The sequence below is a fragment of the Streptomyces sp. NPDC020681 genome, from assembly GCF_044334895.1.
Lineage (GTDB): Bacteria > Actinomycetota > Actinomycetes > Streptomycetales > Streptomycetaceae > Streptomyces.
The window spans coordinates 142,342-157,166 of the sequence record NZ_JBIRTX010000012.1; the positions used below are offsets into that span (position 1 = coordinate 142,342).

General features: G+C 69.6%; 12 protein-coding genes. 9 read left to right on the forward strand and 3 right to left on the reverse strand.

The features are described 5' to 3' along the window. Positions 1-58: 58 nt before the first annotated feature. The gene (locus tag ACH4YL_RS26390) at positions 59-964 is read right to left on the reverse strand and encodes a LysR family transcriptional regulator (RefSeq protein ID WP_398509914.1); all 906 of its coding nucleotides are present in this window, start codon (positions 962-964) and stop codon (positions 59-61) included. 120 nt (positions 965-1,084) lie between these two features. Here ACH4YL_RS26390 and ACH4YL_RS26395 point away from each other — a divergent pair, with 120 nt between their 5' ends. The 7 genes from ACH4YL_RS26395 (at position 1,085) to ACH4YL_RS26425 (ending at position 8,369) form a co-directional block, all read left to right on the forward strand. After that, complete coding sequence (locus ACH4YL_RS26395) at positions 1,085-1,786, forward strand: type 1 glutamine amidotransferase domain-containing protein (protein WP_398509915.1); 702 nt, start codon at positions 1,085-1,087, stop codon at positions 1,784-1,786. 305 nt (positions 1,787-2,091) lie between these two features. Then, positions 2,092-3,303 carry a pyridoxal phosphate-dependent aminotransferase gene (locus ACH4YL_RS26400; protein WP_398509916.1) on the forward strand — a complete coding sequence of 404 codons (1,212 nt, stop codon included), beginning with the start codon at positions 2,092-2,094 and terminating at the stop codon, positions 3,301-3,303. 82 nt (positions 3,304-3,385) lie between these two features. After that, the gene (locus ACH4YL_RS26405; protein WP_398509917.1) at positions 3,386-3,772 is read left to right on the forward strand and encodes a hypothetical protein; all 387 of its coding nucleotides are present in this window, start codon (positions 3,386-3,388) and stop codon (positions 3,770-3,772) included. Positions 3,773-3,937: 165 nt separating this feature from the next. Continuing rightward, the gene (locus ACH4YL_RS26410; protein WP_398509918.1) at positions 3,938-5,011 is read left to right on the forward strand and encodes a hypothetical protein; all 1,074 of its coding nucleotides are present in this window, start codon (positions 3,938-3,940) and stop codon (positions 5,009-5,011) included. Positions 5,012-5,021: 10 nt separating this feature from the next. Then, the gene (locus ACH4YL_RS26415; RefSeq protein ID WP_398509919.1) at positions 5,022-6,200 is read left to right on the forward strand and encodes a toxic anion resistance protein; all 1,179 of its coding nucleotides are present in this window, start codon (positions 5,022-5,024) and stop codon (positions 6,198-6,200) included. Continuing rightward, positions 6,197-7,771, forward strand: a complete 1,575-nt coding sequence (locus ACH4YL_RS26420) for a substrate-binding domain-containing protein (RefSeq protein WP_398509920.1) — start codon at positions 6,197-6,199, stop codon at positions 7,769-7,771. Before ACH4YL_RS26415 ends, ACH4YL_RS26420 begins: the two co-directional genes overlap by 4 nt. Next, positions 7,758-8,369 carry a hypothetical protein gene (locus ACH4YL_RS26425; protein ID WP_398509921.1) on the forward strand — a complete coding sequence of 204 codons (612 nt, stop codon included), beginning with the start codon at positions 7,758-7,760 and terminating at the stop codon, positions 8,367-8,369. Before ACH4YL_RS26420 ends, ACH4YL_RS26425 begins: the two co-directional genes overlap by 14 nt. 206 nt (positions 8,370-8,575) lie before the next feature. On the opposite strand, the gene ACH4YL_RS26430 is transcribed toward ACH4YL_RS26425, so the two are convergent. Then, positions 8,576-10,399: a phosphoenolpyruvate carboxykinase (GTP) gene (locus ACH4YL_RS26430; RefSeq protein WP_398509922.1), complete on the reverse strand. Its 1,824-nt coding sequence runs from the start codon at positions 10,397-10,399 to the stop codon at positions 8,576-8,578. 315 nt (positions 10,400-10,714) lie between these two features. Between ACH4YL_RS26430 and ACH4YL_RS26435 the strand changes: the two genes are divergently transcribed. Both ACH4YL_RS26435 and ACH4YL_RS26440 read left to right on the forward strand, forming a co-directional pair. Next, positions 10,715-11,392, forward strand: coding sequence for a hemolysin III family protein (locus tag ACH4YL_RS26435; protein WP_398509923.1), 678 nt, complete (start codon positions 10,715-10,717; stop codon positions 11,390-11,392). Positions 11,393-11,628: 236 nt separating this feature from the next. Then, positions 11,629-12,264 carry a TetR/AcrR family transcriptional regulator gene (locus tag ACH4YL_RS26440; RefSeq protein ID WP_398509924.1) on the forward strand — a complete coding sequence of 212 codons (636 nt, stop codon included), beginning with the start codon at positions 11,629-11,631 and terminating at the stop codon, positions 12,262-12,264. Positions 12,265-12,316: 52 nt separating this feature from the next. Here the strand turns inward: ACH4YL_RS26440 and ACH4YL_RS26445 are convergent, their stop codons facing one another. Further along, the gene (locus ACH4YL_RS26445) at positions 12,317-14,680 is read right to left on the reverse strand and encodes a galactose oxidase-like domain-containing protein (RefSeq protein ID WP_398510010.1); all 2,364 of its coding nucleotides are present in this window, start codon (positions 14,678-14,680) and stop codon (positions 12,317-12,319) included. Positions 14,681-14,825: the final 145 nt, after the last annotated feature.

Here is a 14,825-nt window from a genome sequence, read left to right on the forward strand (position 1 = left end):
GGCCCGTCCGGTGTCCCCCGCCGGACGGGCCGCTCTGCTGTGCCCTGGGGACGAGGCCCTACAACGCGTCCCATCCGCGGGCCCGTTGCAGCAGGTGATCGTGCACATGGGCGACGGCGGGGTTGCTCAGACCACCCCGTTGGGTCGCCAGGTAGAGGGTGTTGAGCGGCGGCACCTCCGGTTCGTGGAGCCGCTCGACCGAACCGGCCGCCAGAGCCGGATCGACGAGATAGCGCGGCAGCACCGAGACGCCCGCTCCCGCGATCACCGCGGCGAGCACGGCGCGCAGGTCCGGCACGACAAGGGCGGTGCGGTTGGCGGGACGGCGCCCGAACTCGCTGCGCCAGTAGCGGCGCACGATCGGCAGATCCTCGGCGTACGCGACCAGGGGCAGATGGGCCAGCGCGCCCACCGGGTCGTCCGCGAGCCGGGCGCGGTCGATGCCCTGCGCCATGCTCGGGGTGCCGACGAGGAAGAACTCCTCGTCGGCGAGAGGCGTGGCGAGCAGGGACTTGTGGACCGGACGTACGGCGGCGACGACCAGGTCCAGCCGGGCCTCGGCGAGCGCGGACAGCAGGTCATGGGCGAGACCGAGTGTCGTATGGATCTGCAGGCTGCGGTTGGACAGTGCGGCGAGCGCCGGGATCACCCGTGCCGTGATCAGCTCGGCGGGGCCGCCGATACGGATGGTGCCCCGCAGCTCGGGGGTGTCGCCGACCGGACTCATCGCCTGGCGCAGTCCGTCGACGTGCCCGCCGATCCGGGCCGCGAGATCGGCGGCCCGCGCGGTGGGCACGACGCCCTTGCGGGAACGTACGAACAACGGCTCACCGACCTGTTCCTCCAGCCGCGCGAGCTGTCCGCTGACGGCCGGCTGGGTCACGCCGAGACGCTCCGCGGCGGCGGTGAGGGAGCCGGTGCGCCAGACCTCGAGAAATGTCGCAAGCAGATCCAGGCTCGGCATACAAGCCCCCTTCCATAAGAATTCTTATGGAACAAGGCAAGGTGTCGGAAGATTCCTGAAGGACGCTGCTGTTGACCCGAGCGAACGCAGTCACCCACTTCAAGGAAGAGCAGGCCCGTCATGGCGAAGATCCTGATGGTCATTTCCGGTGCAGACACCCTCAAGCTGGCGGACGGCACGCCCCATCCCGCCGGCTACTGGGCAGAGGAAGTGGCCGCCTCGCACAAGGTGCTGCGCGAGGCCGGAGCCGAGGTCGTCGTCGCAACGCCGGGCGGGGTGCGCCCCACGGTGGACGCGATCAGCCTCGACGAGCGCGGCGGCGTCGCCGCGGCGGACGCCAAGGAGTTCCGCGCCTACCTCGACTCGATCGCCGGCGAGCTGGCCCACCCGCTCGCGCTGGCCGATGTCTCCGCCGACGACTACGACGCGCTCTACATCCCCGGCGGCCACGCGCCGATGGCGGACCTGGCCGAGGACCCGGACCTCGGACGCCTGCTCAACACGGCGAACGCCCGGGGCAAGGTCGTCGCCGCCCTGTGCCACGGACTGGCCGCCCTGCTCAGCGCCACCGACAGCGACGGCACGTTCACGTTCACCGGCCGCACACTGACGTCCTTCACGGACGAGGAGGAACGCCAGGGCGGACTCGGCGACAACACGCCGTACTTCGTCGAGTCCCGGCTGCGTGAGCGCGGCGCGGTACTGGACACCGCACCGGCCTGGACGAGCAAGGTCGTCGAGGACGGCAACCTGATCACGGGCCAGAACCCGCAGTCGAGCACGGACACGGCGCGGCGGGTGCTCGAGAAGCTGGGGAGCTGACCGGAGCGGCACCGGACGGCCGGGATCCGGGACCCGGGTGCGGCAGCCGACCGGCTACCGCACCCGCCGCACCCGCGCCGCGCCCCTCGCCGTCCACAATCCGGTCGGCGTGACGTGGACAACACCATCTCCTCGCCCGCCGACCGAACCGCAGGTCTCACGCCTCCCGGGCCGCGCATTCGAAGGGCCGGCGCCTCTCCCACCGGCCGGATGCACCAAAGCGGACATTCCCGCCCCGCGCCCACGCCCACCCCGTGGCTGAAAACACGAAGCGATCAGCTTTACGCGCCCGTAAGCTCGCGGACATGCAGGTGATCCAGTCGACGAAGCTCGCCAACGTCTGTTACGAAATCCGGGGCCCGGTCCTCGAGGAGGCCATGCGGCTGGAGGCAGCAGGGCACCGCATCCTCAAGCTCAACACCGGGAACCCCGCAGCCTTCGGGTTCGAGTGCCCGCCCGAGATTCTTGAGGACATCCTCCGGAATCTCGGCGACGCGCACGGCTACGGCGACGCGAAGGGGCTGCTGTCCGCGCGGCGTGCGGTGATGCAGCACTACCAGACCAAGGGCATCGACCTGGACGTCGAGGACATCTACCTCGGCAACGGCGTCTCCGAGCTGATCCAGATGTCGATGCAGGCGCTGCTCGACGACGGCGACGAGGTGCTCGTACCGGCGCCGGACTATCCGCTGTGGACCGCTTCCGTGTCGCTGGCCGGCGGGACCGCCGTGCACTACCGGTGCGACGAGCAGGCCGACTGGATGCCCGATCTCGCCGACATCGAGCGGAAGATCACCGACCGCACCAAGGCGATCGTGATCATCAACCCGAACAATCCCACGGGCGCGGTGTACGACGACGAGATGCTGCGCGGTCTCACGGAGATCGCCCGCCGGCACAATCTCGTCGTCTGCTCCGACGAGATCTACGACAAGATCCTCTACGACGGCGCCACGCACACCCCGACCGCCGCCATCGCGCCCGACCTGATGGTCCTGACCTTCAACGGGCTGTCGAAGAACTACCGGGTGGCCGGATACCGCTCCGGCTGGATGGCGGTCTGCGGTCCGAAGACCCATGCCTCCTCGTACATCGAGGGCCTGACCATCCTCGCCAATATGCGGCTGTGCGCGAACATGCCGTCGCAGCACGCCGTGGCCACCGCCCTGAACGGCCGGCAGTCGATCGAGGACCTGGTGCTGCCGGGCGGCCGGATCCTGGAGCAGCGGGACGTGGCGTACGACCTGCTCACCCAGATCCCGGGCGTGACCTGCGTGAAGCCGAAGGGCGCGCTGTATCTGTTCCCGCGCCTCGACCCCAACGTCTACAAGGTCAAGGACGACCGCCAGATGGTGCTCGATCTGCTGCGCGCCGAGAAGATCATGGTCGTGCACGGGACGGGCTTCAACTGGCCGGAGCCCGATCACTTCCGGATCGTGACGCTGCCCGCGGCGAAGGATCTGGCGGACGCGGTGACGCGGATCGGGAACTTCCTGGACGGCTACAGCCAGCCGTAGCGCCCTCTTTCCGGATCCGACTCAACTTTAGACGGAATCCAAGCTAGGATGGTCTCCTGACAGTGAGCAGGAGGCCATCCCCATGTACGAGCCGATCCGCACCAGGTCTGTCCACACGCTGACCGACGACGCCCCGTACCCGCACCGCACGCGCGAGGAAGAGCTGGACATCCAGCTCGCCGGCCACCTCTCCGCGCTGCTCGCCGTCACCGACGAGCTCGGCCTCGACGAGGCCGCCGAGCGCATCGCGGCCCAGGTCGCCCGCCTGCGCGGCGCACCTCCGGTCCGCCACGCGGCGCTGAGCGATTCCGACCCCGCCGCACTCCACCACCGCGCCCACGCCCTGGCCGGCCGCGCCCTTGTCGTCGCGGCCTCCCGCGCGGACACCGCGGTCGCGATCCTCTCCGCCGAGCGGATGGACGCCCACACCGCCGCCCTGGCCGAACTCCGCCCGGTCGGCGCCCTCTGACGGCCCCGGTCCACGGCCGCGGAGGCATGTGGACCGGGTGCCACCCATACGCGGGACGCGCTATCCAAGAGTGGCTGATTCCGGTTGCGTACTGGGATCGCTCCTTCACTCCCCGTACACCGAACTCCACCCGGAACGTGGGATTCCGCGAGCACTCTCCTCACTGTGAGACGCATCGTAGGAATCGTCCTGGCGGTGCTGCTGATCGGCGGAGTGGCAGCAGCCGTCGTCGCAGGCCGCGAGAGCCAGGACCAGGGCACGGCAACGAAGACCGTGCGAGGAGTGATCGGATCCGAGAAGGCGGAGTTCTTCTCCGATCCACTGGTGGTGGAGGCCCTTGCTGCCAAGGGATTCACCGTGAAGACGGAGACGTCCGGCTCCTGGGCCATGGAGGAACTGCCCCTGGAGCAGCAGGACTTCGCCTTTCCGTCGTCCAAGGCGCCGGCCGACGAGCTGCGCGGGAAGTCGAAGATCCAGGGCGGGCCGATCCGCCCCTTCTACTCGCCGCTCGTCGTCGTCGCGCACCGCGGCGCCGCCAAGGTGCTCGCCGACAACGGGCTCGCCAAACTCAGTGACCAGTCCGGAACGCTCCTCATGGGGCCCTATCTCGAGGCCGCGAAGGCGGACCGGACCTGGCAGCAGCTCAAGGGCGCCGGCGGGCATGCCGAGCTGACGGGGACGCTGTTCATCACGAGCACCGATCCCGTCGCCTCCAACTCCGGGGCGCTGTATCTGGCCGCCGCCTCGTACGTCGCCGACGGCGGCAAGGTCGCCGACGGCAACGCGGCCGTCGCCCGTACCGCGCCGCTGATGAAGAAGCTGATCAGCGTCCAGGGCGCGCAGCAGACCAGCACCGACGCGCCGTTCCGGGACTTCATCAGCGGCGTCGGCAACCCGCTGGTCCTGGTGTACGAGTCGCAGGTGGCTTCGCTGCTGATACAGGGCCAGGACGTGGGCGACCTGGTCGTCCTCTACCCGGACACCACGGTCTCCAGCGACCACACGCTCGTACCGCTCACCGAGAACGGCCGCGAGCTCGGCGAACTGCTCGGCTCCGACAAGCAGTTGCGGGAGCTGGCCGTACGGCACGGCTTCCGGCCGCAGGGGGCGGCCGCCGAGTTCACCGCCGCGACCGCGCTGCACAGCGCCTTCCTCAACCAGAAGCTGACCGGCGTCCGCCAGGCGCCCGTGCCGACCGCCGCAGTGCTGCACGCGATGGCGCAGCGGACGAAGTCCTAGGGGGACGAGAATGACAGAGCACACCGCGGATGCGCTGGTGCTGACTCCACCGGAGCCGGTCCCGCCCGTCCGCACCGAGCAGGCGTCCGGTCTGGTGCCGCTGGACGACTCCGTACGAGACGAGATGACGCGCCGCGCCACCGACTACGTCTCGTCGCTGGCGGGACTCGACGCGCGCTCGCCGGAGTTCGCGACCCGTATCGGCGAGATCGCGGCGCTCGGGTCCGGTGAGATCCGCAGCGCCGGGCAGCAGTCCAACCGGATGCTGGAGCGCACCGTGCGCTCGCTGTCCGGCGGCGGCGAGGACGCGCAGTCCCGCGTCGGATCGTCGCTCGTCGAACTGCGGCGCACGGTCGATGACCTGGACCCGCGGGACACTCCGGGAAAGGGTGCGCGGCGGCTGCTGTCGAAGCTGCCCGGCGGGAACAGGCTCCGGGACCATGTCGCGAAGTACGCGTCCTCGCAGTCGGCGCTCAACAAGATCGTGGGCTCGCTCCGCGGCGGCCAGGACGAACTCCGCCGCGACAACGCCGCGCTGCACATCGAGCGAACCCGGCTGTGGGAGACGATGGGCAAGCTCCAGGAGTACGCGGTGCTCACCGAGGCGCTGGACGGCGCGATCGAGCAGCGCATCGCCTCGGCGGCCGCGGCCGATCCGGCACAGGCGGACGCGCTGCGCGCGGATGTGCTGTTCCCCGTGCGGCAGAAGCACCAGGACCTGCTGACCCAGCTGGCGGTGTGCGCGCAGGGGTATCTGGCGATGGACGTCGTACGCCGCAACAACGAGGAACTGATCAAGGGCGTCGACCGTGCGGCGACGACAACGGTCTCGGCGCTGCGGATCGCGGTGATGCTGGCGTCGGCGCTGGAGAGCCAGCGCAGGGTGACGGAGCAGGTGAATGTGCTGCGCTCCACGACGGAGGACCTGATCCGCGGCAACGCGGAGATGCTCGCCACCCAGAGCGGTGAGATCCAGCGCATCGCGGCGGATCCGGCGGTGGGCGCGGAGACGCTGCGGACGGCGTTCCAGCAGATCTACCGGACGCTGGACGCGATCGACACGTACAAGGTGCAGGCGACGGAGTCGATGGCGGCGACGGTGGAGTCACTGGCCGGGGAACTGCGCGCGGCGAGCGGGTACTTGGAGCGGACCAGGACGAAGAGCGCGCTCGAGGGCGGTGCGCTGTGAGACGTTCCCTGATCGCCCTGGCGGGCGGCCTCGCGCTGCTCACCGCCGCCTGCACGTCCGGCGGCGGTGACCCGGACAACAACTCCGGCAGGAACGGCGGGAACAACCCGCCCGTCACCCTCCGGGTCCTCGCGTCCAGCGAACTCGCCGACATGCAGCCCGTGTTCGACGCCGCGCGGGACGCCACCGGGATCACCGTGAAGGCCACCTGGAGCGGGACGCTCGATGCCGTCGAGCAGATCGAGTCCGGGAAGGCGGACGGGGCGTACGACGCCGTCTGGCTGTCGTCGAACGACTATCTGAGGCTGCGGCCCGGCGTCGCGAAGAAGATCAGCAGCGAGACTCCGGTGATGGCCTCTCCCGTCGCCCTCGGCGTGAGGCGCGAGACCGTCACGCGGCTCGGCTGGCAGCCGGACCAGGTCACCTGGACCCAGGTCCACCGGGCCGTCGCCGACAAGAAGCTCACCTACGGGATGACGGACCCGGTGCGCTCCAACTCCGGCTTCTCCGCGCTGATTTCCGTCGCCTCCGGGCTCTCCGGCGCCCAGGCCGCCCTCACCGACGCCGATGTCAGCAAGGCGACTCCGAAGCTCAAGGAGTTCTTCGCCGGGCAGCAGCTCACCTCCGGTTCCTCCGGCTGGCTCGCCACCGCGTACGCGCGGCGCGGCACCGTGGACGCGCTCATCAACTACGAGTCCGTCCTCATGTCCATGAACCGCGAGAGGCCCGGCAGCCTCGTCGTCATCCGGCCCAAGGACGGCGTCGTCACCGCCGACTACCCGTTCACGCTCCTCAACTCCGCTCCGCAGAAGGCCCGTGAGGCCGGGCGGAGGCTGACCGAGTATCTGCGCGGGGTCGACGCACAGCGCGAGATCACCGAGAAGACGCTGCGCCGCCCGGTCGTCGCGGGCGTGCGGCCCGCCGCCGCGCTGGAGACCGGGACCCGGCGCGAACTGCCGTTCCCGGGCACACGGTCCGTCGCCGACGGGCTGCTCGACGCGTACGAGAACAAGCTCCGCCGGCCGTCCCGCACGGTGTACGTCCTCGACACCTCCGGCTCGATGAAGGGGCAGCGCCTCGAGCGGCTCAAGGCCGCGCTGAGCGAGCTGACGGAGGACTTCCGGGACCGGGAGGAGGTGACGCTGATGCCGTTCGGCTCCGCGGTCAAGCAGGTCCGTACGCACACGGTCGACCCGGCGGACCCCGCCGCCGCGCACGCCGCGATCCGCGCCGACGCCCGTGCGCTGACCGCGTCGGGCGAGACGGCGATCTACAGCAGCCTGGAGGAGGCGTACCGGCGGCTCGGCGGGGCGGATCCGGCGAAGACGTTCACGTCGGTGGTGCTGATGACGGACGGCGAGAACACCACGGGCAAGTCCTCCGCCGCCTTCGAGGCCTTCTACAACGGGCTGCCGGCCGACCGCCGGCACACTCCCGTCTTCTCCATCCTCTTCGGCGACTCCGACCGCGCGCAGCTGGAGCAGATCGCCACGCTCACGGGCGGGCGGCTCTTCGACGCGACGAGGGGCACGCTGGACGGCGCGTTCGAGGAGATCCGTGGCTACCAGTAGCAGGGCCCTCGGGTATCTCGAGTCCCGCAAGAACCTCACCGGCAGCGCGCTGGGACTCGTCGGGCTCGCGCTCACCTTCACCGGACTCGCGGGCGCGTACTGGCCGTTCGTCATCGCGGGCCTGTACGGCGCGGGCGCGCTGATCGCCCCGCCCGAACGTCCCGCCGCGCCCGACTTCCCCGACCCGGCGAGCCGCCTCGACGAACTGCGCGCCGACTTCGCGAAGCTCCACGACTACCTCGGCGAGGTGGAACTGCCGCCCGCCGCTTCGGGCAGACTCACCGAGCTGGACGCCCTGCTGGCCGCGCTGCTGGAGCCCGGCTGGGTCGCCGACGCGCTCGCGACCGACCCGGAGGCGGTGTACTCGCTGTCCCGGACGATCCGCCAGGACATTCCGGAATCAGTCGACACCTACACCCGCACCCGCTGGTGGACCCGTCTGACCCCGGGCACGGAACCGCCGGAACGCCATCTGGAGCGGCAGCTCGGCGTGCTCTTCACTGAGGCGGACACGATCGCGGCGGCCCTGCGGGAGGCGGAGTCCCGCCGCCAGCAGACGCACACGCGCTATCTGGAGGACCGCCAACGGAACTCGTAGCGAGAGTGGGCGCAACCATCAATTGAGGAACCCCCACGGCGGCCAGCCACCTCCGCGAGAGCGGCGCCGGTTTAGGCGCAAAAAAGGGTCCGGCCCCCGGGAGCCGTGAGGGGGCTCTCGGGGGCCGGGACGCGGCGGGCCTGTGGGACCCCACAGGTCAGGGCGGCTGTCGGTTCGGCCCGCCGCGACGATTGAGTGCGCCGGGACTAGCCGAGGCGCTCGACCAGTGCGCGGTACTCGTCCCACAGCTCCTTCGGCGTGTGGTCGCCGAAGGTGTTGAGGTGGTCGGGGACCAGCGCCGCCTCCTCGCGCCAGACCTCCTTGTCGACCTTGAGCAGGAAGTCGAGGTCCTCCTCGGGCAGTTCGAGGCCCTTCGTGTCGAGCGCGTCCCGCGTCGGCAGGATGCCGATCGGGGTCTCGACGCCTTCCGCCTTGCCCTCCAGACGCTCCACGATCCACTTCAGGACGCGGCTGTTCTCGCCGAAGCCGGGCCAGACGAACTTGCCCGCGTCGTTCTTGCGGAACCAGTTCACGTAGTAGATCTTGGGCAGCTTCGACTGGTCCTTGCCCTTGGCGACATCGACCCAGTGGCCCATGTAGTCGCCCATGTTGTAGCCGCAGAACGGCAGCATCGCGAACGGGTCGCGGCGCAGCTCGCCGACCTTGCCCTCGGCCGCGGCGGTCTTCTCGGAGGCGACGTTCGCGCCGAGGAACACACCGTGGTTCCAGTCGAAGGACTCGGTCACCAGCGGGACCGCGGTGGCGCGGCGGCCGCCGAAGAGGATCGCCGAGATCGGCACGCCCTTCGGGTCCTCCCACTCCGGCGCGATGATCGGGCACTGCGAGGCGGGAACGGTGAAGCGGGCGTTCGGGTGGGCCGCCGGCGTCTCGGACGCCGGGCTCCAGTCGTTGCCCTTCCAGTCCGTCAGGTGCGCAGGGGTCTCCTCGGTCATGCCCTCCCACCAGATGTCGCCGTCGTCGGTGAGCGCGACATTGGTGAAGACGGAGTTGCCCCACAGGGTCTTCATGGCGTTGGCGTTGGTGTGCTCGCCGGTGCCGGGCGCGACGCCGAAGAAACCGGCCTCCGGGTTGATCGCGTACAGCCGGCCGTCCTCGCCGAACCGCATCCACGCGATGTCGTCGCCGATCGTCTCCACGGTCCAGCCGGAGATCGTGGGCTCGAGCATCGCGAGGTTGGTCTTGCCGCACGCGGACGGGAACGCGGCCGCGACGTACTTCGACTCGCCCTGCGGCGGCGTCAGCTTGAGGATCAGCATGTGCTCGGCGAGCCAGCCTTCGTCGCGGGCCATGACGGAGGCGATGCGCAGCGCGTAGCACTTCTTGCCGAGCAGCGCGTTGCCGCCGTAGCCGGAGCCGTACGACCAGATCTCGCGGGTCTCCGGGAAGTGCGAGATGTACTTGGTCGAGTTGCAGGGCCACGGCACATCGGCCTCACCCTCGGCGAGCGGGGCGCCGAGCGTGTGGACGGCCTTGACGAAGAAGCCGTCGGAGCCGAGCTCGTCGAGGACCGGCTGTCCCATGCGGGTCATCGTGCGCATGGAGACCGCGACGTACGCGGAGTCGGTGATCTCGACGCCGATGGCGGAGAGCTCCGAGCCGAGCGGGCCCATGCAGAACGGCACGACGTACATCGTCCGGCCGCGCATCGAGCCGCGGAAGATGCCCTTCTCGCCGGCGAAGATGTCCTTCATCTCGGCCGGGGCCTTCCAGTGGTTCGTGGGGCCCGCGTCCGCCTCCTTCTCGGAGCAGATGAAGGTACGGTCCTCGACCCGGGCGACATCGGTCGGGTCGGAGGCGGCGTAGTAGGAGTTCGGGCGCTTGATCGGGTCCAGCTTCTTGAACGTTCCCTTGGCGACGAGCTCCTCGCACAGGCGCTCGTACTCGGCCTCGGATCCGTCACACCAGACGACGCTGTCCGGCTCCGTGATTGCTGCGATCTCGTCGACCCAGGAGATCAGTTCCTGGTGGTTGGTGGGGACGGTGCTGGGAGCCGCGATGTCGCGCGCCACGATCGCTCCTAAATGAGGGGTTTTGTAGGTTATTGCCCCGTGGGGGCTGCGACCCGGATGCTTCACTGCTTGATCTTCTGGCGCTCATCCGGTGCCGACCGCACTCATCTGATCATCGGTGGCGTCCGCGCATATGTCCAGAGGGCGTCTCACGTGAGCATCGCCACTCAAAGCGCAACTCGGGACCCGCCCGGTGCCGCCATCGGGCCCCGCACGGGGACCGCTCGGGCCGGGGTCACACGAACGCCAGGAAACATCCGCAGGCAGGCGCGAAGACGCATCCGTTACCTACGGTTCCGTAGGTACCATCCACGCATGACGTCTGCCGCGCCCGAAGTGACAGAGATAGAACAGCCCCCGCACAAACCACGGTTGCGCGGCTGGCTGCACGCCGGAATGTTTCCCGCCGTGCTGGTCGCCGGGCTGGTGCTCACCGCGCTCGCCGACTCCACCCGCGCCCGTGTGGCCTGCGCGATCTATGTCTTCACCGCGTGCCTGCTGTTCGGCGTGAGCGCGATCTATCACCGCGGCAACTGGGGCCCGCGCGGGGAAGCGATCCTGCGGCGTCTCGATCACGCCAATATCTTTCTGATCATCGCGGGCACGTACACCCCGCTGACGATGCTCCTGCTGCCCGGCTCCACCGGCCGGCCGCTGCTGTGGGCGGTCTGGGCGGCAGCGGCCGCGGGTATCGCGTTCCGGGTGTTCTGGGTCGGCGCGCCGCGCTGGCTCTACACGCCGTGCTACATCGCGATGGGCTGGGCGGCGGTCTTCTTTCTGCCGGACTTCATGCGGACCGGCGGCATCGCGGTGCTCGTCTGCGTGATCGTCGGCGGGCTGCTCTACAGCGCGGGCGGCGTGATCTACGGCATCAAGCGGCCGAACCCGTCGCCGCGGTGGTTCGGCTTCCACGAGGTCTTCCACTCCTTCACGCTGGCGGCGTTCGTTGTGCACTACGTCGGCATCTCCCTGGTGGCCTACCAGCACGGATAGCCATCTCGGAGCCCCTCACCGAGCGGCCCGCGGCCCTTGCCGCGGGCCGTTCGGCGTTCGCGCGCCGATCGCATGCTCCTTTCACTGACAGTAACCACCTTTTGAAAGCTACATTCACTTTCTGCCGGGCTCGCGATTTCGCCGCTGGTCACGGCGCTGCTGCCGAACCACAGGCCCGCCGCGAGCGACCGTGAGGACGTGGTTCCGGCGCACGTCGATGCAGGACAATGACGGACATGGCCGCCACCACACGTCCCTCCCCGGGCGACGCCCTCGCCACGTCGCAGCCGCGGCCGGGCCTGCGCGAGCGCAAGAAGCTCAAGACGCGGATCGCGATCCGCCGGGCGACGTACCGGCTGATCGCCGAGCAGGGGTACGAGGCGACCACCGTCGAGCAGATCGCGGAGGCGGCGGAGGTCTCGCCGTCCACCGTCTTCCGCTACTTCCCGACCAAGGAGGACATCGTCCTCACGGACGATTACGACCCGATCATGGAGTCGGAACTCCGGGCCAGGCCGGCGGACGAGGACCCGCTGGAGTCGCTCCGCAAGGTGCTGACCCAGAGCCTCGCGACGTTCATCCAAGAGGAGCGCGACGAGGTCGTCCAGCGCACCAGGCTGATGGTCGAAGTCCCGGCGGTCCGCGCGCGGATGACGGAGACGATGTCCACGACGTCGGAGCTGCTGGTCCGCGCGCTGGCGGACCGCACCGGCCGCGACCACGACGACCTGGAAGTGCGGGTCCTCACGGCGGCGGTGCTCGGTGCGCTGCGCGAGGTCATGCTGTACTGGGCCGCGCGGGACCACGAGGACGACCTGATCGAACTCGTGGACCACGGGCTGTCGACGATCCAGAACGGGCTGCGCCTGTAACCGGGGCTCCGCCGCAGGCCCGGTCAGCGTCTGGAGGCGAGGCCGCCGGCCACTACCTCAGCCCGTCTCCCTTCCCGCAGGCGAGTCCGTCCCTGTTCGGGTCGAGCCGCAGCGGGTCGTCCTTCCCGTTCACCTTCAGCCGCCCGTAGTCGTGCGCCGACAGCCACGCGCACCTCGCCGCCGTCGTCGCCTGCACCTCCTTCGGGAACACCGTCGGGACGCACACGCCCGCCGACCCGTAGTGCCGGTCGCAGCCCGCGATCGTCGGGCTCACCGGGGCCGAACTCCGCTTCTTCTGCGCCTTCTTGGGAGCCTTCGCCGGAGCGTCCGCGAAGTCGTGGACATGCGCGGAGGGTGCGTCCGCGGCCGACGCCGCCGGTCCGCCGAGGTGCACCCACTGCGCCACCGACGGGATGCCGTTCGCGTCGACCGCGAAGAGCATGTACCAGCCGGGCGGCGCCAGATTCGGATTGCTGGTGACATTGAGGTCGATGTTGTTGCCGTCGACCGTCATCGGCAGATCCACGAACCGCTGGTTCGGGTCGGACGAGTGGGTGACCGCGGCCGGGCGGATCAGCTCCGCCTTGGCGATCGGCCGGTTCACGGTGATCCGCTGCGTGTCACCGTAGGTCCACTGCCCGTCGATCACCGAAGTGATCTGCGGCCGCGGACCCTTGAGGAGATACGGCGGCGTGTAGACCGACACATTGTGGTTGTACGTGCCGTTGCCCGGGTTGTCGCCGACCGACATCACCCGGCCGTCCGGCAGCAGGAAGGAGCCGGAGTGGTACGTGCGCGGGATCGGGTCGGTCGCCAGCCCCGCCTCGTACGTGTTGGTCACCGGGTCGAAGAACGACGCCTCGTACACCGGGTCGGCCCGGTCGTGCAGACCGCCGCCGGTCTCCAGCACCTTGCCGTCCGGCAGCAGCACCGCGGAGACGAACATCTTGCCCTCGGCGCCCGTCTGCGGCCGCCTGCCCTGGCCCTGGTCGACCTCGCCCTGCGGCAGCAACGGGCCGTGCACATACGCCGGGTTGGGGACCTTGAGGTCGATGATGTCGGTGAGGCGGTTGGCGGCCGGGTTGGTCTCGTTGTTGCCGCCGCCGATCGTCAGCACCCGCTGGTCCTGGGCCGGCGGCAGCAGCACGCTCGCCGACTCGTCGCGCTGGTCCTTGTTCTGCAGGCCGGGCACATCGGTGATGGTGTTGGCGGTGTAGTCGTAGATCGACGCGCCGCTGCCCTGGGTGCCGTTGCCGAAGACATGGCTGCCGGAGTAGAAGAGCCGGCCGTCCTGCATCAGGATCATCGACGGATACAGGCCCCAGTACGACCAGGTCTGGTTGACCTCGTTCATCGGCAGCCACTTGTTCTGCGCGGCGGAGAACTTCTCGGCGGTCACATTGCCCGTCGAGTCCTCCTTCAGACCGCCGAAGGAGATGACGTCGCCGTTGCCGAGGATCGTCGCCGACGGATACCAGTGTCCGCCGTTCATGTCGTTGGTCTTCGTGTACGTCTCGGTCGCCGGGTCGAAGACGTACGAGTCCTTCAGGCCCTGGTAGCCGATCGTGCCGTCGGCGGACGGATAGCCCTTGTTGCCGCTCATCACCAGGACCTTGCCGTCCTGGAGCTGCACATGGCCGGCGCAGAACATGTCGACGGGTGTCGGGATCGTACGGAAGTCGCCGGTCGCCGGGTCGTACACGGCCGAGGTGAAGGTGCCCGCCTCGAACAGCGCCTCGTCGTTGCCTGAGCCCGCGATCACCAGGACCTTGCCGTTGTGCAGGACCACGGAGTGCATGGAGCGCACCGGGTTCTGCACCGGCAGCACGTCCCAGCGGCCCTTGGCGCACTCCTCGGGCGTGCCCGTGCACACCGGGTCGGGAGCGGGCGCGGCGACCTCCTCCATGACGTAGTCGTCGGTGGTCACCGAACCGGTGCCGTACACCGACACGCCCCAGCTGATCCGGTCGGTGCCGGGCGGCACCGCGGGCGTACGGACCTCGACGCGCTCGTAACTCCCGCTCATCGGCAGGGTCTTGAGGTCGGTCCAGTACTGCCAGCCGGCCACCGCGTCGTGCCGGAAGAGCGTGACGGCGGTGTCGGGAGTGGTGCTCTTGTACCAGAACGAGAGGTCGTACTGGCTCTCCGGCTGAACCGTCGGCGCGCAGGTGGTGTCCTCGGTGATCAGGGCCTTGCGGTCGCCGTCGACGCGGCGGCTCAGCGAGACCTTCATCGCGGCGGATCCGGAGTGCGCGTCGGCGACGGTCTCGAAGGTGAAGTCGTTGTCGCCCCAGCCGGACTTCTTCCAGCAGGCCGGCATGTCGCCGGAACCGGCCTGCTCGAAGCCGGGGTTGACGATGAGATTGACTCCGGCGGACGCGGGGTGGGGTGCGGTGATCAGCAGTGCGGCGGCCATGCTTCCGACGGCCATGAGGGCACCGAAGCGCCTGCGGCGGGCTCGGATGGGTGGTGCCATGGCGTGTTCCTCTCTCGTGCAGCCACGTGAGTGGCCCGTGCGGCTCGTGCGGTCGTGCGGCTCGTACGGCCCGTGCGGCTCGTAC